This window comes from Streptomyces sp. NBC_00654 (assembly GCF_026341775.1).
In the GTDB taxonomy this organism is placed as follows: domain Bacteria; phylum Actinomycetota; class Actinomycetes; order Streptomycetales; family Streptomycetaceae; genus Streptomyces.
This window is the reverse complement of record NZ_JAPEOB010000001.1, coordinates 2,580,872-2,600,744: the sequence shown is the minus strand read 5'-3', so window position 1 is coordinate 2,600,744 and position 19,873 is coordinate 2,580,872. Positions and strand designations below refer to the sequence as shown.

General features: G+C 72.0%; 19 protein-coding genes. 10 read left to right on the top strand and 9 right to left on the bottom strand.

All coding sequences use genetic code 11. From position 1 onward, the window contains the following. Positions 1 to 262: 262 nt before the first annotated feature. The gene (locus tag OHA98_RS11175) at positions 263 to 1,060 is read right to left on the bottom strand and encodes a DeoR/GlpR family DNA-binding transcription regulator (RefSeq protein WP_266924767.1); all 798 of its coding nucleotides are present in this window, start codon (positions 1,058 to 1,060) and stop codon (positions 263 to 265) included. Between the two features lie 209 nt (positions 1,061 to 1,269). Here OHA98_RS11175 and OHA98_RS11170 point away from each other — a divergent pair, with 209 nt between their 5' ends. The 4 genes from OHA98_RS11170 to OHA98_RS11155 all read left to right on the top strand — a co-directional run bounded on the left by OHA98_RS11170 (position 1,270) and on the right by OHA98_RS11155 (position 5,058). Continuing rightward, on the top strand, positions 1,270 to 2,154 hold the full coding sequence (locus tag OHA98_RS11170) for an SIS domain-containing protein (protein ID WP_266924765.1): 885 nt from the start codon (positions 1,270 to 1,272) through the stop codon (positions 2,152 to 2,154). A gap of 296 nt (positions 2,155 to 2,450) precedes the next feature. Then, entirely contained in the window at positions 2,451 to 3,113 is a 663-nt protein-coding gene (locus tag OHA98_RS11165; protein WP_266924763.1) for a DedA family protein, read from the top strand. 164 nt (positions 3,114 to 3,277) lie between these two features. Further along, positions 3,278 to 4,423: a sensor histidine kinase gene (locus OHA98_RS11160; protein WP_266927857.1), complete on the top strand. Its 1,146-nt coding sequence runs from the start codon at positions 3,278 to 3,280 to the stop codon at positions 4,421 to 4,423. Beyond that, on the top strand, positions 4,423 to 5,058 hold the full coding sequence (locus OHA98_RS11155) for a response regulator transcription factor (protein WP_266927855.1): 636 nt from the start codon (positions 4,423 to 4,425) through the stop codon (positions 5,056 to 5,058). Before OHA98_RS11160 ends, OHA98_RS11155 begins: the two co-directional genes overlap by 1 nt. A 37-nt stretch (positions 5,059 to 5,095) precedes the next feature. Here OHA98_RS11155 and OHA98_RS11150 read toward each other — a convergent pair whose 3' ends face one another. The 4 genes from OHA98_RS11150 to OHA98_RS11135 are packed head-to-tail and all read right to left on the bottom strand — an operon-like array spanning position 5,096 to position 8,902. Further along, the gene (locus OHA98_RS11150; RefSeq protein ID WP_266924761.1) at positions 5,096 to 5,647 is read right to left on the bottom strand and encodes a hypothetical protein; all 552 of its coding nucleotides are present in this window, start codon (positions 5,645 to 5,647) and stop codon (positions 5,096 to 5,098) included. Between the two features lie 59 nt (positions 5,648 to 5,706). Continuing rightward, positions 5,707 to 6,795 (bottom strand): iron chelate uptake ABC transporter family permease subunit, encoded by a 1,089-nt coding sequence (locus tag OHA98_RS11145; RefSeq protein ID WP_266924759.1) that lies wholly within the window; start codon positions 6,793 to 6,795, stop codon positions 5,707 to 5,709. Continuing rightward, positions 6,792 to 7,829, bottom strand: a complete 1,038-nt coding sequence (locus OHA98_RS11140; RefSeq protein WP_266924757.1) for an iron ABC transporter permease — start codon at positions 7,827 to 7,829, stop codon at positions 6,792 to 6,794. The genes OHA98_RS11145 and OHA98_RS11140 overlap by 4 nt, the downstream gene beginning before the upstream one ends. Positions 7,830 to 7,852: 23 nt before the next feature. Next, a complete protein-coding gene (locus tag OHA98_RS11135) occupies positions 7,853 to 8,902 on the bottom strand; it encodes an iron-siderophore ABC transporter substrate-binding protein (protein ID WP_266924755.1) in 1,050 nt (349 codons plus the stop codon). A 232-nt stretch (positions 8,903 to 9,134) separates the two neighbouring features. Between OHA98_RS11135 and OHA98_RS11130 the strand changes: the two genes are divergently transcribed. Continuing rightward, positions 9,135 to 9,701 carry a GNAT family N-acetyltransferase gene (locus OHA98_RS11130; RefSeq protein WP_266924753.1) on the top strand — a complete coding sequence of 189 codons (567 nt, stop codon included), beginning with the start codon at positions 9,135 to 9,137 and terminating at the stop codon, positions 9,699 to 9,701. 89 nt (positions 9,702 to 9,790) lie between these two features. On the opposite strand, the gene OHA98_RS11125 is transcribed toward OHA98_RS11130, so the two are convergent. Both OHA98_RS11125 and OHA98_RS11120 read right to left on the bottom strand, forming a co-directional pair. Beyond that, complete coding sequence (locus OHA98_RS11125) at positions 9,791 to 10,711, bottom strand: M56 family metallopeptidase (protein WP_266924751.1); 921 nt, start codon at positions 10,709 to 10,711, stop codon at positions 9,791 to 9,793. Beyond that, positions 10,708 to 11,076 (bottom strand): BlaI/MecI/CopY family transcriptional regulator, encoded by a 369-nt coding sequence (locus tag OHA98_RS11120; RefSeq protein ID WP_266924749.1) that lies wholly within the window; start codon positions 11,074 to 11,076, stop codon positions 10,708 to 10,710. Before OHA98_RS11120 ends, OHA98_RS11125 begins: the two co-directional genes overlap by 4 nt. Positions 11,077 to 11,366: 290 nt before the next feature. Here OHA98_RS11120 and OHA98_RS11115 point away from each other — a divergent pair, with 290 nt between their 5' ends. Beyond that, entirely contained in the window at positions 11,367 to 12,404 is a 1,038-nt protein-coding gene (locus OHA98_RS11115) for an NlpC/P60 family protein (RefSeq protein ID WP_266924747.1), read from the top strand. 50 nt (positions 12,405 to 12,454) lie between these two features. On the opposite strand, the gene OHA98_RS11110 is transcribed toward OHA98_RS11115, so the two are convergent. Further along, positions 12,455 to 14,359 carry an APC family permease gene (locus OHA98_RS11110; RefSeq protein WP_266924745.1) on the bottom strand — a complete coding sequence of 635 codons (1,905 nt, stop codon included), beginning with the start codon at positions 14,357 to 14,359 and terminating at the stop codon, positions 12,455 to 12,457. Positions 14,360 to 14,612: 253 nt separating this feature from the next. Further along, positions 14,613 to 16,049, bottom strand: a complete 1,437-nt coding sequence (locus OHA98_RS11105; RefSeq protein WP_266927853.1) for an MFS transporter — start codon at positions 16,047 to 16,049, stop codon at positions 14,613 to 14,615. A 249-nt stretch (positions 16,050 to 16,298) separates the two neighbouring features. On the opposite strand from OHA98_RS11105, the gene OHA98_RS11100 reads away from it, so the two are divergent. The 4 genes from OHA98_RS11100 to OHA98_RS11085 all read left to right on the top strand — a co-directional run bounded on the left by OHA98_RS11100 (position 16,299) and on the right by OHA98_RS11085 (position 19,855). Then, positions 16,299 to 16,940, top strand: a complete 642-nt coding sequence (locus OHA98_RS11100) for a TetR/AcrR family transcriptional regulator (RefSeq protein ID WP_266924743.1) — start codon at positions 16,299 to 16,301, stop codon at positions 16,938 to 16,940. A 219-nt stretch (positions 16,941 to 17,159) separates the two neighbouring features. Beyond that, positions 17,160 to 18,356, top strand: a complete 1,197-nt coding sequence (locus OHA98_RS11095) for an NAD(P)/FAD-dependent oxidoreductase (RefSeq protein WP_266924741.1) — start codon at positions 17,160 to 17,162, stop codon at positions 18,354 to 18,356. 19 nt (positions 18,357 to 18,375) lie between these two features. Next, a complete protein-coding gene (locus OHA98_RS11090; protein ID WP_266924739.1) occupies positions 18,376 to 19,599 on the top strand; it encodes a cytochrome P450 in 1,224 nt (407 codons plus the stop codon). A gap of 61 nt (positions 19,600 to 19,660) precedes the next feature. Next, a complete protein-coding gene (locus OHA98_RS11085; RefSeq protein WP_266924737.1) occupies positions 19,661 to 19,855 on the top strand; it encodes a ferredoxin in 195 nt (64 codons plus the stop codon). The last annotated feature ends 18 nt before the right edge of the window (positions 19,856 to 19,873 follow it).

The window sequence follows — 19,873 nt, the reverse complement described above, 5'->3', positions numbered from 1 at the left end:
GGTGACAGTCCGAGGTCGTCGATCCCTCACCATGCTGGGAACTTTCCGGACCAAACACCGAATGTCGCCCGGTTCCATGACTCCGTACGACCGCTTCCCACCGCTCCGCGCCCGAACCGGAATCAGCCGACTACCCACCGAGCATGGCCGAAAACAGACGCCCCGACGCACTGACACGTGGCCGCGCACGCCGCGCATGCCGCGAAGAGCGCGAGGACGCGAGGACGCGCCGAAACGCAGCCGCGTGGCAGCGTGGCCGGACTCAGACAGCGATCACGTTCACGCCCGCCTCGGCGAACCGGGCCCTCGCCTCCGGCGTGATGCCGGAGTCGGTGACCAGCACATCGACCGGGCCGAGGTCGCAGACGCGGGCGAAGGCCCGCTTGCCGATCTTCGAGGAGTCGGCCGCCACCACCACGCGCTGCGCCCGCTGCGCGAGCAGCCGGTTCACGCTGGCCTCGCCCTCGTGGTGGACGTACGCCCCGCGCTCCGTGTCGATCGCGTTGACGCCGAGCACGGCGATGTCCAGGGTGATCTCGTTCATCACGCCGACGGCCAGCGGGCCGGTCAGCTCATAGGACTGCGGCCTGGCCACACCACCGGTCACGACCATCTTGATCTGCGGCCGCATCGCCAGCTCACTGGCGATGTTGAGCGCGTTGGTCACCACGGTCAGCATCGGCTGCCCGCCCGCCGCGGCCGTCTCGCCGACGATGTCAGGACGCGTGGCCAGGGCCCTGGCCACCTCGGTCACCGTCGTACCGCCGGTCAGACCGACCACTTCGCCGGCCGCGACCAGCTCCGACACGGCACGGCCGATGGCCTGCTTCTCGGGGGCGCGGCGGCCCGTCTTGTAGCGCAGCGCCAGCTCGTACGAGACACCGTGCGCGACGGCGCCGCCCCGGGTCCGGGTGAGCAGCTGCTGCTCGGCGAGCTGGTCCAGGTCACGGCGGATCGTCGCGGCCGAGACGTCCAGCGCCAGCGCGGCGTCCTCGACGTCGACCCGGCCGTTCCTGCCGACCAGTTCCAGCAAAGCGTCCCACCGGGCGTCCCTGGACAAGAGTGTGTCTCCTTCACCGTCCGGCGTGCGCACCGCGCTTCCCGGGAACACGGTCACCGCCGGCCGGACAGGCGCAAGCGTCCCACAGGCCACCGGCCGGACAGCTCGCCACCCACCCGGTTTTGCTTGTTTTTGCTCGATCGGCAGATGTAACGTGCAGAATCGAACATCCAGTGCTTCATTCGCCCACGCTCAAGCGGAGTGCAGACGTGTCGTATGTCGAGACCGAGACAGCCAGCCAGCCCGAGTGCTGGCGCCGTGCCGCAGCACTGGCCGGGGACCACGCGGCGGCCCTGCCCGCCACCGGCGAGCGCATCGCGGTCGTGGGCTGCGGAACCTCGTTCTACATGGCGCAGGCCTACGCCTCGCTGCGCGAGGACTCCGGCCAGGGCGAGTCCGACGCCTTCGCCGCCTCGGAGTTCCCCTTCGGCCGGTCCTACGACCGGGTCGTCGCGCTCACCCGCTCGGGGACCACGACCGAGGTGCTGGAACTGCTGACCCGGCTGCGCGGCACGACGCGCACGGTCGCCATCACCGCCGACCCGGACACCCCGGTGATGGCCGCGGCCGACGACATCGTCGTCCTGGAGTTCGCCGACGAGAAGTCCGTCGTCCAGACCCGCTTCGCCACCACGGTCCTCACCCTGCTCCGCGCCCACCTCGGGCTGCACACGGACGACGTGGTGCGGGACGCGGAGACCGCGCTCGCCGAGCCGCTGCCCGAAGGGCTGGTGGACTGCACCCAGTTCTCCTTCCTCGGCCGGGGCTGGACGGCCGGTCTCGCCAATGAGGCGGCGCTGAAGATGAAGGAGGCGTCGCTCTCCTGGACCGAGTCGTACCCCGCCATGGAGTACCGCCACGGCCCGATCAGCATCGCCACCGCCGGCACGGCGACCTGGATGTTCGGCGCCGCCCCCGAGGGTCTGGCGGATCAGGTGCTCGCCACGGGTGCCCGCTGGGTGCAGACCGAGCTGGACCCGCTGGCCGATCTCGTACGCGTACAGCGGCTGGCGATCGCGCGGGCCGCGGCGCGCGGTCTCGACCCGGACCTGCCCCGGCACCTGTCGCGCTCGGTGGTTCTGAGCGAGGGCTGAGAGACCGGGCGGGGGCTGAGACCCGGGCGAGGGCTGAGACCGGGCGGGGGCCGAGACCGGGCGGCCTCCGGGCCCGTTCGCTGTGATGTCCCGCACCCTCCCCGCAGGGGGTGCGGGGGTGCGGGACATCACCGGGCCCCGGGAGCACGGGAATCCGCCCCTCCACGGGGTGCGGGAAACCGCAGGGTGGTTCGACGGGAGACCTCATACCGGCACTGATCGGCGGTTCCTAGCGTTGACGGTATGCCGCGGAGGATGCCCAGCGGCTGTCTTCCCGTCACCCTTGGAGAGCCCGGATGCACCTCGTACTGTCAGCTGCCGCACAGGAGCCCACGGACGGCATCGCGGGCTGGGCCACCGGTCTCGTCGAGACCCTCGGCGGGCCCGGCGCCGGTCTGGCCATCGCGCTGGAGAACCTGTTCCCGCCGCTGCCCAGTGAGGTCATCCTCCCGCTGACCGGCTTCGCCGCCTCGCAGGGAGTGCTGAGCGTGGCCTCGGCGCTGTTCTGGACCACGCTCGGTTCGGTCGTCGGCGCGGTCGTCCTGTACGGGATCGGAACGATCTTCGGCCGGGAGCGGATGCACGCGTGGTGGGCGAAGCTGCCACTGGTGAAGGCCTCCGACCTGGTGCGTACGGAGCAGTGGTTCGCGCGGCACGGCACCAAGGCGGTGTTCCTCGGCCGCATGGTGCCGGTCTTCCGCAGCCTGGTCTCCGTGCCCGCGGGCGTCGAACGCATGCCGCTGCCCACGTTCGTCGCACTGACGACGGCCGGAAGTCTGCTGTGGAACACGGTCCTGGTGATGGCCGGGTATGTGCTCGGTGACCAGTGGAACCTGGTGGAGTCGTACGTCGGCGTCCTGTCCAAGGCGGTGCTCGTCGTGGTGCTGCTGGCCGTGGCCGGCTACGTGGTCACGCGGGTACGCGGACGCGGACGCGCCCAGCACCGCCGCACCTCGTGACCACCGGGCGCCCGGCGGCACAACCCGCACGGGTTCCCGACGAGGGCCCCGCCCCGGCGCCCGCCGGACGATCTTGCCCGCGCCCCGCCGCGCGGCTAACCTCGCCTTCCGTGCCGGACAGCGACGGGCGGGGCGACGGACGGAGCGACCGACGGGGCGACCCGGTGGCGGGGCCGCCCGGGTGGGCCCGCCGGGCCGTGGGCGTACTCCTCGGCTGCGGCACCTCTCTCCTCGGGCTGCTGTACTTCGCCGGGCCGGGCACCCTGCTGGGACCCTTCCTCCTCTGGCCGCGCACCCGCGACCGGGCGCTGGCCGTGCTCGGTGCGGGGGCACGCCGGCTGACCGGGCCGGAGCGGATGCGGCGGACCGTCTTCTTCGGCGACCGGTTCCCGCCCCCGTACGCCCGCGAGCCCGACGACCGGCGCACCCTGCGCCATCTCGCCGCCCGCACGTACACGGGGCTGCTGAGCACGGTGGTGATCGGTCTGCTGGCCGTCGGCGCGGTGCTGGCCGTCGTCCTGGCCGCCGGAGTCGCCCGCTCCACGACGAGCTGGCGGGAACTGGCGCCGCAGGTGCTCCTCGGCGGTGTGCTGCTCTTCCTCGACCTCCAGGGCCTGGCCTCGCTCGGCGCACTGGACGCGAGGCTGGCCCGCGAGTATTTCGGGCCGTCCGAGAAGGAGCTGCTGGAGGCGCGGATCGATGAACTGGCCGCCAGCCGCGCCGCCGTGCTCCGGGCGGTCGACGCCGAACGCCGCCGCATCGAGCGCGACCTCCACGACGGTGTGCAGCAGCGGCTGGTCGCGCTGGCCATGCTGCTGGGCCGGGTCCGCCGCAACCGCGCACCCGAGCAGGCCGCTGCCCTGCTGGAGCAGGCGCACCAGGAGTCCACCGACGTCCTCACGGAACTGCGGGACGTCGCCTGGCGGGTCTACCCGACGGCGCTCGACAGCCTGGGGCTCCAGGAAGCCCTCGGCGGGGTCGCCCAGCGGTGCGCCCTCCCCCTGCGGATGGACTTCGCGCTGCCCCCGGAGCTTCCCCGGCCGGTCGAGACGGCCGCGTACTTCGTGGTGTCGGAGGCGGTGACCAACGCCGCCAAGCACTCGGGGGCCGGGCGGGTCCGGATCAGCCTGACGGGCGGCACGTCCCTGTTGACCGTGCGGATCGAGGACGACGGCCGGGGCGGCGCCGACCCGGCGGGCAGCGGGCTGACCGGGCTGCACAGCCGGGTGGCCGCGCTCGACGGGCGGCTCATCATCGACAGCCCCCCAGGGGGTCCCACCACCATCATCGCGGAGCTGCCGTGCGTGTAATGCTCGCCGAGGACTCGACCCTCCTGCGGGAAGGGCTGGTCCGGCTGCTCGCCGAGGAGGGCCATGAGGTGCCGGCCGCCGTGGGCGACGGGACGGCGCTGATCCGCGAGGTCGAGGCCCGGACGCCGGACATCGTCGTGGTCGACATCCGGATGCCGCCGACCCACACGGACGAGGGGCTGCGTGCCGCGCTGGAGGTCCGCGAGCGCTGGCCGGAGGTCGGCGTCCTGGTGCTCTCCCAGCATGTGGAGCGCACCTACGCCGCCCAGTTGCTCGCCGCGGGCGCCGAGCGGGTCGGCTATCTGCTCAAGGACCGGGTCGCGCAGGTCGGGGAGTTCCTGGACGCGCTGGAACGGATCCGGGCGGGCGGGGCCGTCATCGACCCGGAGGTCGTACGGCAGCTGGTGGCCCTCACGACGCACAGCGACCCGCTGGCCCGGCTCACACCGCGGGAGAGGACGGTGCTGGAGGAGCTGGCCCAGGGGCGCAGCAACGCGGCGATCGCCCAACAGCTGCACCTCTCGCTGAGTGCCGTCGAGAAGAATCTGCACGCCGTCTTCGACAAGTTCGGTCTGTCGCACACCACGGGGTACAGCCGCCGGGTGCTGGCCGTCCTGCGCTATCTGGAGTCCTGACGGCTCCGCCACCGGGCGGCGGAGCCGTCGGCCGGACTCAGGATTCTTCGAAGTAGGCGTCCAGAACCGCGTCGAGCTCGCCCGGCCACTCCTTGAGCCGGGCCCTGCTCTCCGCCTCGACCTCGCCGTTGAACCAACGGCGGGTCGACAGATGCACGGTGACGGTGAGCCTGCGGCCGGTACGGGCGGTCCTGACCTCGACCGCGCCGATCTCCTCCCACAGGAACTCCGCCTCCTGGTCGTCCAGCCGGAACCGGACGCCCAGGCGGTCCACCCGGATCGAGCCCCGGCGGTCGCTGACCTCGAAGACGGCTCCCTCATCCGCGCTCCCGTCGGACGCCGCCTCCTCATCGGCCGCCCCCTCGGGTCCGGCCCCGGCTCCGGGCCCGGCCTCCGGCTCGGCGGCGGTCGCGGGAGCGGCCTCGACGGCGGCCTCCGCGGCCTCCGGGACGCCGTCCGTCACGTCGTCGGCCGTCGGCTCCTTCTCCTCCGTCCGGACCGCTGAAGGGGCCGTCAGGCCGGGGATGTACGCCGGGTCGGTCCCCGCGGCGAACTCGGGTTTCTTGTTCGAATCTATGCTCTGCTCCACGGCGCGCAGTATGGCCGACGAACCTGTACGAGACCAGTCGTCCCGGCCGGACCTCGGTACTACAGCACTCCCCTGCGCCATTCACGGACCAGCAGATATCCGAGGTAGGTGCCGCCGATGGCCATTGTGTAGATGCCGACCGGCAGATCGTCGAACAGCGGGAGCTGCTGGGCGCAGAGGTCGGCCGCCACGAGCAGCAGCGAGCCGGTCAGGGCGGACAGCAGCAGGTGGGGTCCGGAGACCCGGGTGATGCGCTTGGCGATCTGGGGCGCCGTCAGGGCGATGAAGGCGACGGGTCCGGCCACACTGACGGCCGCCGCGGAGAGGACGATCGCGAGCACGACGGCGGCGCTCTTCGTCCGCTTCGGCTCGGAACCGAGTCCTTCGGCGATGTCGTCGCCCATCTCCCCGATGTCCAGCCGCCGGGCGATCAGGGCCGTCAGCGGGGCCACCACGAGCAGCACCAGCCAGATGGTGGTCGCGTCGCTCCAGGAGCGGGCGGCCAGGCTCCCGTTGACATAGGCGGTGAGGACGGAGGCCTTGTCCCGCTCCATCGCGTACACGACGTACTGGGTGATGGCGGCGCCGATGGCCGCCACCCCGATGCCGGCGACGACGAGCCGTGCCGGATTGCGGAAGCCGGTGCCGGTGGACACGTACACCAGGGCCATCGCGAGAACCGCTCCGACGAGGGCACCGACGGCCACCGGGACCGTGTCGGGGAACATCAGCGCGGAGATGGCGGCGCCCGCCCCGGCGCCGGCCGCCAGGCCGATCACATCGGGGCTGCCCAGGGGATTCCGGGTGACGGACTGGAACAGCGCGCCGGAGAGGCCGAGCGCCGCGCCCGTGCCGAGGGCGACCGTCAGCCGGGGGCCGCGCAGCCGGTTCATGACGAACCGGTTCTTGCCCTCCGCGTCCCCGGTCAGCGCGGCGGGCAGATCGGCCAGGTCGACGCCCAGACGTCCCATGGACAGGGTCGCGACGGCGGCCACGACGATGAGTACCAGCAGCACGATCGCCGCGACGACGGAGACCCGTCGCACCGGGATCGCCACCCGGGGACCGGCTCTGAGGAAACCCTTGGGCGGGGTGGTGCGCGCGGTGGTGCGCGGGGGCGTGGTCCCCCCGCCGGTGGCGGTGGTCATGTGGTGCCCCTCATCCTGCGTACGGCGATGAGCAGTGCGGGCGCGCCGATGAAGGCGGTCACGACGCCGACCATCAGTTCGGTGGGCCGCATGACGACCCGGCCCACCACATCGGCCAGGAGCAGCAGGGTGGGGCCCAGGAGCGCGGAGAACAGGATCTGGAGCCGGAAGTCGACGCCGACCAGGGCCCGTACGACATGCGGGACCGCGAGGCCGACGAAGGCGATCGGGCCGACGGCCGCGGTCGCGGCGGCGCTCAGCAGTGTGGCGGCGAACAGACCGCCGCCGCGGATCCGGCCCGGGTGCGAGCCGAGCGAGACCGCGGTGGCGTCGCCGAGCGCGAGGGTATTGAGGCCGGGGCCGAGCACCAGGGCGAGGAGGAAGCCGACGGCGGCGAACGGCAACACGGACCAGAAGACGTCGAAGTCGCGGCCGCCGAGCGCCCCGACGACCCAGTAGCGGTAGCTGTCGAACACCTCCGGCTTGCTGAGGGTCACGGCCTGGATGAAGGCCATCAGCACCGCGGAGAGCACCGCCCCGGCCAGCACCAGCCGCACCACGCTCGTACCGGAGCCGGCCGTGCCGATGACATGGACCAGCACTCCGGCGATCAGCGCCCCGGGCAGGGCCCACCACATGGTGTCGGTGGAGCCGGACGCGCCGAACCAGGCCGTCGCGGCGACGATGCTCGCGGACGCGCCCGCGTTGATGCCGAGAAGGCCGGGTTCGGCGAGCGGGTTGCGGGAGACGCCCTGCATGAGGGTGCCCGCGACGGCGAGACAGAGTCCGGCCAGGACACCGAGCGCGGTTCTGGGGTAGCGGCTCTCGATGATGGTGGTGATGTGGGGATCGGCGGTGCCGGTGAGCACATCGATCACCTCGCCGAACGAGGTGCTGCGGCTGCCGAACATGACGCTCGCGCAGAGGGCGAGTGCCAGGGCGGCGAGCCCCAGGAGCAGGAGCAACGCCGGCCGGGCGGCGCCGGTACGCGTGGTACCGGCGCCGCCCGGGGGTGCGGCCGTGGTGGTTGCCATGGGGTGAGAGGTGCCTCGGTGCCTTACTTGCCGGCGGCGGCGACGGCCTTGTCGATGATCGGCAGGTAGCGCTCGATCGTCCACGGGACGGTCAGCGGGTTGATGATCGAGGAGGCCGTGACGAAGGAGTTGTCGTCGCTCGCGACGACGGCACCCTTCTTGACCGCGGGGATCGCGGCGTACAGCGGCTGTGCCTCGGTCTCCTTGCGGGTCTTCTCGTCCATGTAGAACGTGAAGACGACGTCGCTGTCCTTGAGCTTCTCGGCGTTCTCCAGGCCGATGAGCGCCGAGTCGGTGCCCTCGGTCTCCTTGAAGCCGTTCACGACGGGGTCGACGGTCAGGCCGAGCGAGGAGACCATCTTGACGCGCTGCTCCTCGGGCTTGAAGACACCGAGGGTGCCGGGGCCGGAGGTGTAGATGTACGAGAACGTGACGTCCTTGTAGTTCGGCCGGGTGGCCGCGGCGTCGGCGAGCTGCTTCTCGATCGTCGTCTTCAGACCCTCGGCGTCCTTGGTCCGGCCGAGCGCCTTGCCGATGATGTCGATCTGCTCGTCCCAGTCGGTGCTCCACGCCTTGTCGGGGTAGGCGACGGTCGGCGCGATGTCCTTGAGGATGTCGTACTGCTTCTGCGTGACGCCCGACCACGGGGCGAGGATCACGTCGGGCTCCAGCTCGGTGATGGCCTCGAAGTCGATGTCCTCACCGCCGGTGAACTGCTTGGGCGGCTTGTCGCCGGACTTCTTCACGGCCTCGTTGATCCACGGCAGGTAGCCGGACTTGTCGCTGCCCCACTCGTAGCTCTCGATGCCCACCGGGGTGTGGCCGAGCGCGATGGCGGTCTCCGCGGAGCCCTGGCCGAGCGTGACGATGCGCTCGGGCTTCTCCTCGATCTTCGCGGTGCCGAGGGAGCTCTTGATCGAGACCGGGAAGGCTTCCCCGTTCTTCGCCGAGGCCTTGGCCGCGTCCTTGTCACTGTCGCCGTCCGAGGAGCAGCCGCCCAGGACGAGGGCGAGAGCGGCGGCGGTGGCCGAAGCGGCAAGTGTGTGACGACGCACGCGGGTGAAGCCGAGCATGGGTGTTCCTCGTGATTGACGGATCTATGAGAGTTAGGCAAGCCTAAGCTAAACCTACGGGCGCTCCCGCACCGCCCCCCTCCTCCTCACCCCCCGGACATCGCGGGTATCGTCGGCCGCCCGGAGGGCGGGGCCGGACGGGACGTCGCGGACGGTCCGGTGCCCCGGACCCGACGCGGACGGAAGCCGTCGGCGGTCGCCGGCCGCGACCAGGAGCGAAGAGGTGGGGGCGATGACGGACATGTGGACCGGGGAGCGGATACGCCTGCGAGGTGTCGAGCCCGAGGACTGGGAAGGTTTTCGCGACCTGGACCGGAACACCCTCGACGCCCGCGGCGCCGACCTGGTCGAGCCTCCGCGCTCGGACGAGAGCTTCCGTTCCTGGACCGCCGAGAGGGCCGGACGCCCGCCGGGTGGCGAGTCGTTCCGTCTGGTGGTCGAGACACTGGGCGACCACGTGTTCGCCGGGGCCATAACCGTCGGGGAGAGCGACCGCCGCGCGGGACGGTTCAGAACGGGTATCGAGATCGGCCGCGAGCACCGCCGCAGGGGGTACGCGGCCGAGGCGACCGTACTCCTGCTCACCTACATGTTCGCCGAACAGCGCTACAACAAGTGCGAGGTGGAGGTCTACGCCTTCAACGAGGCCTCACTCGCCCTCTACCGCGCGCTGGGCTTCGTCGAGGAAGGGCGGCTTCGCCAGCACGAGTTCTTCGCGGGCGCCCACCACGATGTCGTGCTGCTCGGCATCACCGCCGACGAACACTGGGCGGCACACCCGCGCCCATCGGTACGGTGACCGCCGCGCCGCCATCAGCCACGTGCGGGCGGATCCGCGTCACGGGCGGATCCGCGCACGAGGTCAGGCGACGGGTCAGCCGCACGGGGTCAGGCGACGGGTCCGCAGGCGAGGAACAGCGGCAGCAGCGGGGCGAGGACCGAGGCCGCCACGATCCCCAGCCAGGTCGCGCGATGCGGTTCCGGCTGTGGAACGAGCACCCGCCGCAGCCGGATCAGCGCGCCCGCGCCGTCCGGGCCCGCCGCGCCCAGCGCCGCCCGGGGGGCCTGGCCCCCCGCGACCTCGCACATCGCGGCGGCCAGCACCTCGCGCGGGTGGGAGCGCAGGGCGAGGTCGTCGGCGGCCATCTCCAGCAGGAGCGCCGTCTGTTCCCTGGCGTGGCGGGCGAGCGGAAGGCCGGGGAAGGCGCGGGCGAACGCCTCCGTCTCCATCCGCAGAAGGTGATGGCGGCCCACGAGGTGACCGCGCTCGTGTTCCAGCACGGCGCGCAACTGCTCCTCCGAGAGCACGTCCAGGGCGCCCCGTGTGACGACCACCCGGCAGGAGCGCCCGGGAAGGCAGTAGACGGCCGGCACACCGTGCTCCACGACGGTGGCACCGTACTCGGGAGCCGGGCTGCCGACCAGGGTGAGCAGATCGAGGTGGCGGCGCCGGGCGCGCCGGGTCCGCAGCGCCGTGCGGACGAGCCAGGCCGAGGGGAGCAGGACGACCGCCGCCGGGGCCAGCAGGAGTGCGTCGCCGCCGGAGGTCCACGAGCCGCCCGCCAGGGCGCCCGGGGCGAGCCCACAGGCACTCAGGAGCCCGAGAAAGCCCTCGTGCACATGATGCTCGGAGACGACCAGGTGATAGACCGCCAGGGCGGTGGAGACGACGAAGGTCACCATCAGCCCCTGCCAGGCCAGGACCGCCACCGCCGGAGCCCGATGGGGCCACCGCGCCCGCGACAGCACGGCCGGCACCACGACGCCGGCCAGGAGGGCGTACCCGGCCAGCACCACGGCCGCGCTCATCCGTCCGTCCGCCTCTTGGCCGTACGCAGGGCGGCGCGCAGCGCGTCGGCCTCGTCCGGCGACATCTGCTCCACAAAGCTCAGCAGCGCGCCCGCGGGGTCGGGATTGCTGCCCAGGGCCTGCTGCATGAGGGTCGCGGTGTACTGCTGGCGCGTGCAGGTGGGCTCGTAGACCCAGGCACGCCCCTCCTTCTCGCGCCGCAGCATGCCCTTGCCGTGCAGGATGTCGGCGACGGTCTTGACCGTGCTGTAGGCGATGGGGCGCTTCTTGTTGAGGTCGGTCAGGACGTCGCGGGCGGTCGCCGGGCGCCCCCAGGCCCACAGGCGGTGCATGATCTCCGCCTCCAGCTCACCCAGCTGTCGCACGGCCGCTCCCCTCACGCCCGGAGAACACACCCTCCGGGATCGGTATCCGTTCATCGTAGTCGTCACCACAGCCACGGCCGGAGGATGCAGCACACCGGACCTGCTCGCGATGGACAGCCAAGTGGATTAGCAGCATCTCGGATGGTGCACAGGGAACGACGGGGCCACACTTGGAAACCAAGTGCTAATCCGCTTAGTATTTTCGTGGCCCTGCGGAGCATCCGGACACGGCACCCCGGCGCCCCCGCTCCGGCAGGGAGGCAGCCGAGGAAGAAGGAGTTGGCCCCATCGTGGCGTCCCACCGCAGGCCCAAGCCGCCCCACCGGGCGTACACCAGCGCACTGACGGCCACCGCCGCCGCTGCCGTCGCGCTCTCGGCGCAGACCGCCTCGGCCGACCCCGCCCCCGACCCGAACAAGAAGGGGGTCCAGGCGCAGATCGACCGCCTCTACGAGGAGGCCACGCAGGCGACGGAGAAGTACAACGGCGCGAAGGAGGAGGCCGACACCCTCCAGAAGTCGGTCTCCGACCTTCAGGACACCGCGGCCCGCAAGCAGGAGGACCTCAACACCCTGCGCGAGGGCGTCGGCGCGATGGCCAACGCCCAGTACCGCAGCGGCGGCATCGACCCCTCCGTACAGCTGATGCTCTCGTCCGACCCGGACGGCTTCCTGGACCAGGCCTCCCTCATGGACCGGCTCAGCGACCGTCAGCTCAGCGTCCTGCGCACGTTCGAGAGCCGGCAGCGCGCCCTGCACCAGCAGCGTGCCCAGGCCTCGGCCAGACTCGGTGACCTCCAGGACGTACGCGCCGAGATGGGGCGCGAGAAGAAGAAGATCCAGGGCAAGCTCGCCGAGGCGCGGCGGCTCCTGAACACCCTCAGCGCCGAGGAGAGGGCCAAGGCCGCCGCCGAGGAGGCGCGCGCCGACCGCGACAGCGCCCGTACGGATCTGGGCAATGAGGCCAGCGCCTCCGGACGCACCGCCTCCGCCTTCTCCGCCGCGCAGAGCCGCGTCGGCATGCCGTACGTGTGGGGCGCGTCGGGTCCGGGCTCCTTCGACTGTTCGGGCCTGACCTCATGGGCCTTCAGACAGGCCGGTGTCTCCATCCCCCGCACCTCGCAGGCACAGGCCCGGGTCGGCACCCGCGTCAACTCGCTCAGCGCCCTCAAACCCGGCGACCTCGTCATCATGCGCACCGACCTGAGCCATGTCGGTTTCTACGCCGGCAACGGCCAGATCCTTCACGCGCCCAAGCCGGGCGCCAAGGTCCGCTACGAATCGATGGCGCGGAGCGGTATGCCGTTCATGTGGGGCGTGCGCCTCTGACGCCCGCGCCGGCCGCCCCGACACCGGCGCGGGGCCACCGCGACCGCGCGTCAGGGTGCTCCGGGCGCGGAACCGGACCCGGGGGTGACCCGGAACCGGAGCCGGCAGATCACGGCGTCGGTGTCGCGGCGTACGGCACGGGCGACGACGGCGCCGCGCTGATTCTGCAGCAGCCGCTCCCAGAGCCGGGCCGGTTCGGTCTCGGGAATGAGGACGGTCACCTGGACGCCGGGGTGCGACCGGGCGAGCCCGGCCACATAGGCGGAGACCGGGCGCCCCAGGGAGCGGGCCGGGGAGGGGATCTCGATGAGTCCGACGCCCGGGTTCCACAGCTCCCAGTCGCGGCGCAGCGCTTCGGCCGCCTTCCGGTCCTCGGGGGCCGGGTGGGTGACGGTGACCGCGCGCACCTCCTCGCCGAGGGAGCGGGCGGCGGTCAGGGCACGGCAGGTCAGCTTCGACAGCCCGGAGACGGGCACGACGACCAACGAGCGCTCCCGCCGCGGCGGTTGCGGGATGCGGCCCAGTTCCAGGCGGGCGCCGATGCGGGCGTAGCTACGGTGGATCTTCTCGAAGCCGAGCACCAGCAGCGGCAGCGCGAGGGCGATCAGCCAGGCGCCCTCGGTGAACTTGGTCGCGGTGACGACGACCGCCGAGATGCCGGTGAGCAGTGCGCCCAGGCCGTTGAGCGCGGCCCTGGCCCGCCATCCCCCGGGACGTTCCGTGTACCAGTGCCGGACCATCCCGGCCTGGCAGATCGTGAAGCCGACGAACACACCGATCGCGAAGAGCGGTACGAGGGTGTTGGTGTCGCCGCCGGAGACGGCCAGCAGCACGGCGGAGACGGCCGCCAGGGCGAGGACACCGTGGCGGTGCACCTGGCGGTCGGCCTTGAGGGCGAAGACGTGCGGCAGATAGTTGTCCCGGGCCAGCAGGCTCATCAGGACGGGCAGTCCGCCGAAGGAGGTGTTCGCGGCCAGCGCCAGCAGCACCATGGTGGCGAACTGGACCACGTAGAAGGCGAGGGAGTGTCCGAAGGACGCGTCCGCGAGCTGGGCCAGTACGGTCACGCCCTCGACCGGCTGGAGGTGGAAGCGCCCGATGAGGACCGAGAGCCCGATCAGCATCACCCCGAGGAGCGCGCCGAGCGCCACCTCCGTGCGCTGGGCGCGGCGGGCGGCCGGGGCGCGGAAGGACGGTACGGCGTTGGCCACCGCCTCGACTCCGGTCAGTGCCGAGCAGCCGGCCGCGAAGGCCTTGAGGAGCAGCAGCGCGCCGACGGTGGTGGCGCCCTCACCGAGCGCGGAGGCGTGGCCGTCGGCGGAGGCCGTGCTGACCGGTCCGTCCCGGAAGAGCCCGACCACGATCATCGAGAGGATCGAGCCGACGAAGAGCGCGGTGGGGACGAGGAACGCCTTGGCCGAGTCGACGACGCCCCGCAGGTTCACCGCCGTGACGAGGACCAGGACGGCCAGGCAGATCCACACCCGTTGCCCGTACAGTCCGGGGAACGCCGAGGTCAGCGCCGCGACGCCCGCCGTGACCGACACGGCGACATTGAGCACGTAGTCCAGGATCAGCGAGGCGGCCGCGACCAGGCCGGTGCGCCGGCCGAGATGCTTCCTGGCCACCGCGTACGAGCCGCCGCCGTCCGGGAAGGCGGCGATGACCTGCCGGTACGAGGCGACCAGCACGGCGAGCAGTACGGCGATGGCGAGCGTGACGGGGAGCGTGAAGCCCAGTCCGTAGGCCCCGGCGGCGGCCAGGACGAGCACGATCGACTCCGGGCCGTACGCCACGGACGCCATCGCGTCGAGCGACAGTGCGGACAGGCCCTGGAGAGAGGTCAGCCGGTGTCTGTCTCCGGCTTCCGGAGGCACGGCCGCACCGGTATCAGGAGGCTGCTCCTGGCCCGGACCGTGCCCCGGCGCGCTCGGTTTTCCCATGTCGATGGACATTTTTCGCTCGTTCCTCCGTCGGACTGACTGAAGGACAGCGTGGGAACGCCACGGCCCCGCGACGAGCCCTTCTGGCGGCTTCCATACGGCCGCGGTGCCGTTCCTGACGCACTTCTGACACCGGATCCACAGCGCCGTACGAGGGGATACGGCCGGCCTGCCCCACGCGGGCTGACGGCGGGGCAGCGCCCGGCCGGCCTGACGGCGGGGCAGCACCCGCCCGCCGTCAGCCCGTGTGCGGCGGCGCTTCGCGTCAGCCCTTCACGGGTGCCGCCGCGGAACCGGTCCCCGCCGCACCGGTCCCCGCGGCGGCGGGCAGGTCCGCGGACGGACGGGCGGGGCGCCCGCCGGGGATGAAGGCGGCGAAGACGAGGGCGACGAGGGCCGCTCCGGCACCGATGGTCATGACGGTGCGGAAGCCGTTCTCCGACGGCACGGACACCGGGCCGAGCGCGGTGGTCATCTGGGCGAGGACCACACCCGCCACGGCGCTGGCCATCGTCGTGCCGATGGCCCGCATGAGGGTGTTGAAGCTGTTGGCCGCGGCCGTCTCGGACACGGGCACGGCGCCCATGATGAGGGCGGGCATCGCCCCGTACGCGAGCCCGATCCCGGCCCCGATCACGGTGGAGACGAGCACGAGCTGCCAGATCGCCGACATCAGGCCGATGCTCAGGCCGTATCCGGCGGCGACCACCACGGCTCCGGCCATCAGCGTCACCTTCGGGCCCCTGGTACGGGTGATGTGCGCGGAGACCGGCGCCATCACCATCATGATCAGGCCGGAGGGGCCGAGCACCAGGCCCACGGTGACCATCGACGTACCGAGGCCGTAGCCGGTGGCCTCCGGCAGCTGAAGCACCTGGGGCAGCACGAGTGACATCGCGAACATCGCGAAGCCGAACACCGCCGAGGCGACGTTCGTGAGGAGCACCTGGCGCCGGGTGACGGTACGCAGGTCGACCAGCGGCCGGGACACGCGCCGCTCCCACCGGACCCACAGCAGCAGGATCACGACGGCCGCGCAGAACAGGCCGACCGTGAGCGCGCTGCCCCATCCCCACGTACCGCCCTTGGAGATCGCCAGGAGCAGGGACACGAGGGCGGCCGACAGCCCGACGGCGCCCACCACGTCGAAGCGGCCGCCGGAGCGGACCGGCGACTCCGGTATCAGCGTCAGTACGAGTACGGCGGCGAGCACACCGAAGCCCGCCGCCCCCCAGAACAGCACGTGCCAGTCGATGTGCTGGGCCAGGAAGGCCGCGGCGGGCAGTCCCAGCGCGCCGCCGATGCCCAGCGAGGCGCTCATCAGCGCGGTCGCGGAGCCGAGCCGGTGGGCGGGCAGTTCGTCACGCATGATGCTGATGCCCAGCGGGATGACCCCGGCGGCCAGGCCCTGGAGGGTCCGCCCGACGACCATCGGGACGAGCGTGTCGCTGAGCGCGCCGACGACCGAACCGGCCACCAGCAGGCCCAGGCTGACGAGCAGCATGCGCCGCTTGCCGTACATGTCGCCGAGCCGCCCCATGACAGGTGTGGCGACGGCTCCGGCGAGCAGTGTGGCGGTGATCGCCCAGGTCGTGTCGGCGGCCGACGCGTGCAGGAGCCGGGGCAGTTCGGGCACCAGGGGGATCACGATCGTCTGCATCAGCGCGACGACGACGCCGGCCAGGGCAAGCACGGCCACCAGGCCCTTCGAGGGTTCCCGCGGGCTGCCCCCGGGACTGTCCCCGGGGCTGTCGGGGCTGTCCCCGGAGCTTTCCCCGGCTTGCGATGAAGTGCTGGCCACCACTGCTACCTCCGCTGTTCACGTATCGGGGCCGCGCCGACGACACGGAGTCGGCACCCGGGCGAGTTTTAAGTCACTCGCTTGACTTACGTTAGCAAGCTGATTCACTGGCTTCGTACACAGCGGAACGGGGACGGGAAGGAGACCGCGATGACCAGGACCGTCCGTTCCCAACGGGCCGACGGAACGAAGGAAGTCATCCTGGACGTGGCTGAGCGGCTGTTCGCGGAGCACGGTGTGTTCGCCGTGTCGAACCGCCAGATCAGCGAGGCCGCCGGGCAGGGGAACAACGCCGCCGTCGGCTACCACTTCGGCACCAAGACCGACCTCCTGCGGGCCATCGTCCGCCGGCACAGCGAGCCGATGGACACCCTGCGCCGGGACATGCTCGAACGGACCGGGGACTCCACCGACGTACGGGACTGGGTGGCCTGCCTGGTCCGCCCGAGCACCGAGCACCTGACGGAGCTCCCGTATCCGACGTGGTACGCCCGGTTCGGCGCGCAGCTGATGACCGATCCGGTCCTGCGCGAGGTGATGGTCGACGAGACGTTCGGACCGTCCATCCAGCAGACCCTGGACGGTCTCAACCGGTGTCTCGACCTGCCGCTCCCGGTACGGATCGAGCGGGGCGACATGGCCCGCAACCTGCTGGTGCACATGCTCGCCGAGCGGGAACGCGCCCTCGCCGACGGCACGCACACCGCACGCGCCAGCTGGCGGGAGTTCGCGACCGGTCTCATCGACGCGATCACCGCGATCTGGCTCGCCCCCGTAACGCCCGGCCCCTGAGCCGGCAGCCCGCCCGGGCCCCGCGGCACCGCGGGGCCCACCTCTCGGCAGAGGAGATCCTATGAAAACGACATTGGACGAGGGCGGCACCGCCGCCCCGCTGGAAGCCCGCCCGGCCGGTCCGTTACCGGAGCCGGTACGGAAGCCCTTACGGAAGCGGGCGCGGGAAGCCCCGTGCCCCCTCCCCGCCCCGGCCCCGGCCGTCACCCGGTACACCTCATGACGGGCCCCTCCGACATCCTGGTGGTCGGCGCCTCCGCCGCCGGGCTCACCGTCGCGGAGACCCTGCGCCGCCTCGGCTACGCGGGCGCGCTGACCGTACTCGGAGCCGAACCGCACCTGCCCTACGACCGGCCACCGCTGTCCAAGCACGTGCTGTCCGGGCACTGGGAACCCTCCCGCGCCACGCTGCGCGATCCACAGGCGCTGGCCCGGCTGGACGCCGGACTCGTCCTCGGCTCGCCCGCCGTGGCGCTGGACGCCGGGGCCAGGTCGGTCCGCACGGCAGCCGGGCGGACCCTGCGCGCGGACGCCGTCGTCGTCGCCACCGGTCTGAGCCCCCGGACGCTTCCCGGCCAGGCGGACCTGGCGGGCGCCCATGTCCTGCGTACCCTCGACGACGCGCTCGCCCTGCGCCGCGAACTGGCCGCCGGGGCACGCCTGGTCGTCGTCGGCGACGGGGTGCTCGGGAGCGAGATCGCCGCCACCGCCCGCTCCATGGGGGCCGAGGTCACTCTCGTGGGCCCTCAGTCCGCTCCCATGACCGACCAGTTGGGCCCCGAGGTGGCGGCGCGGCTGGCCCGTCTCCACACGGACCGCGGCGTGCGGCTGCTGCCCGGTTCGGCGGTACGCGGCCTGCGCGCGGCCGGGGGACGCGTCACCGGGGTCCATCTCGACTCCGGCGAGACCCTGCCCGCCGATGTGGTGGTGGTCGCCATCGGCGCGACCCCCAACACCGCCTGGCTGAGCGGCAGTGGACTGCGCGTCGACGACGGCCTGGTGTGCGACTCCTGGTGCCGTGCCGCCGACGGGATCTACGCGGCCGGTGATGTGGCGCGCTGGCACCATGACGCGCTCGGCACGCTCCAGCGGCTGGAGAACCGCACCAACGCCACCGAACAGGCCATGGCGGTCGCCCGCACCGTCCTGGGCGACGGCCGGCCCTACCGTCCGGTCCCCTACTTCTGGACCGAGCAGTACGCCACCCGGATCCATGTCTACGGAACACCGTCCGCCGACGCCGAACTCACCGTCGTCGAGGGAGACATGGCCGAACAGCGCTTCGTCGCCCTCTACCACCGGGACGGCACCGTCACCGGCGTGCTCGGCTGGAACATGCCCAAACAGGCACGCCTGCGACGGCAGCTCCTCGTGGACGCGTACGCCTCCGCCGCCCCCGGCTCCGTAACCCCGTAACCCCCCCGGAAAGGACGTCATGGCAGAGACCCTGTCCCCGGCCGGACAGCACGAGGCCGCGATACCCGGATTCCCGATGTCCCGCGCCGCCGGATGCCCGTTCGACCCTCCGCCCGCCCTGCGGGAGCAGCAGCAGGCCGGGCCCCTCACCAAGGTCCGGCTGTGGGACGGCAGTACACCGTGGCTGGTGACCCGGTACGCCGAGCAGCGGGCGCTCCTGGCCGACCCACGGGTCAGCGCCGACATCACCCGGCCCGGCTACCCCAGCCCCTCGGACAGCAGGACGAACAGCGTCGGCTTCATCCTGATGGACGACCCCGAGCACGCCCGCCTGCGGCGCATGGTCACCGCGCCCTTCACCATCAAACGGGTCGAGGCCCTCCGCCCGAGCGTCCAGCGGATCGTGGACGGCCTCATCGACGGCATGCTCGCCGCCCCCGGCCCCGTGGACCTCGTGGAGGCGTTCGCCCTGCCGGTGCCCTCCCTCGTCATCTGCGAACTGCTCGGAGTCCCGTACGCGGACCATGACTTCTTCCAGGACAACAGCAGGACGGTCATCAACCGCGATGCCACGACGGAGGAACGCGGCGCCGCTCTGGGACGTCTGACCGACTACCTCGACGGTCTGATGTCCCGGAAGCGGAAGAACCCCGGCGAGGACCTGCTCTCCGGTCTCGCCGGACGCGTCGACCAGGGCGAGCTGACCCAGCAGGAGGCGGCGCGGACCGGGGTGCTGCTGCTCATCGCCGGTCACGAGACGACGGCGAACATGATCGCGCTCGGCACGCTCGCCCTGCTCCAGCACCCCGAGCAGCTGACCGCGCTGCGGGAGACGGACGATCCGGCACTGGTCGCCGGAGCCGTCGAGGAACTGCTGCGCTATCTGCACATCACCCACAGCGGACGGCGCCGGGTGGCACTGGCGGACATCGACGTGGCCGGACGGACCATCAGGGCGGGCGACGGGCTGGTGATCCCCAACGACATCGGCAACCGCGACCCGGAGGCCTTCACCGATCCCGACCGCCTCGACATCCACCGCGACGCCCGCCACCACGTGGCGTTCGGCTTCGGTGTCCACCAGTGCCTGGGCCAGCCGCTGGCACGGATGGAACTCCAGGTCGTCTGCAGCACCCTCTACCGGCGCATCCCCACCCTGCGCCTCGCGGCCGGGATGGACGACATCCCGTTCAAGCACGACGGTTCCGTGTACGGCGTGTACGAACTCCCCGTTACGTGGTGACCCCGCCGGGTACGGTGCATGACACGGCCAGCACATTTCGCCCCCTCAACCAAGGAGCACGGTGAAAGTCACTCTCGATCAGGACAAGTGCGTCTCGTCGGGCCAGTGCGTCATGGCGGCCCCCGACGTCTTCGACCAGCGCGACGAGGACGGCATCGCCGTACTTCTGGACGCCGCGCCCTCCGCGGACGACGCGGACGGCGTCCGCCACGCCGCCATCGTCTGCCCGGCCCTGGCCATCCAAGTGGAGGGCTGAAGGCCGTCCCGCCGCGAC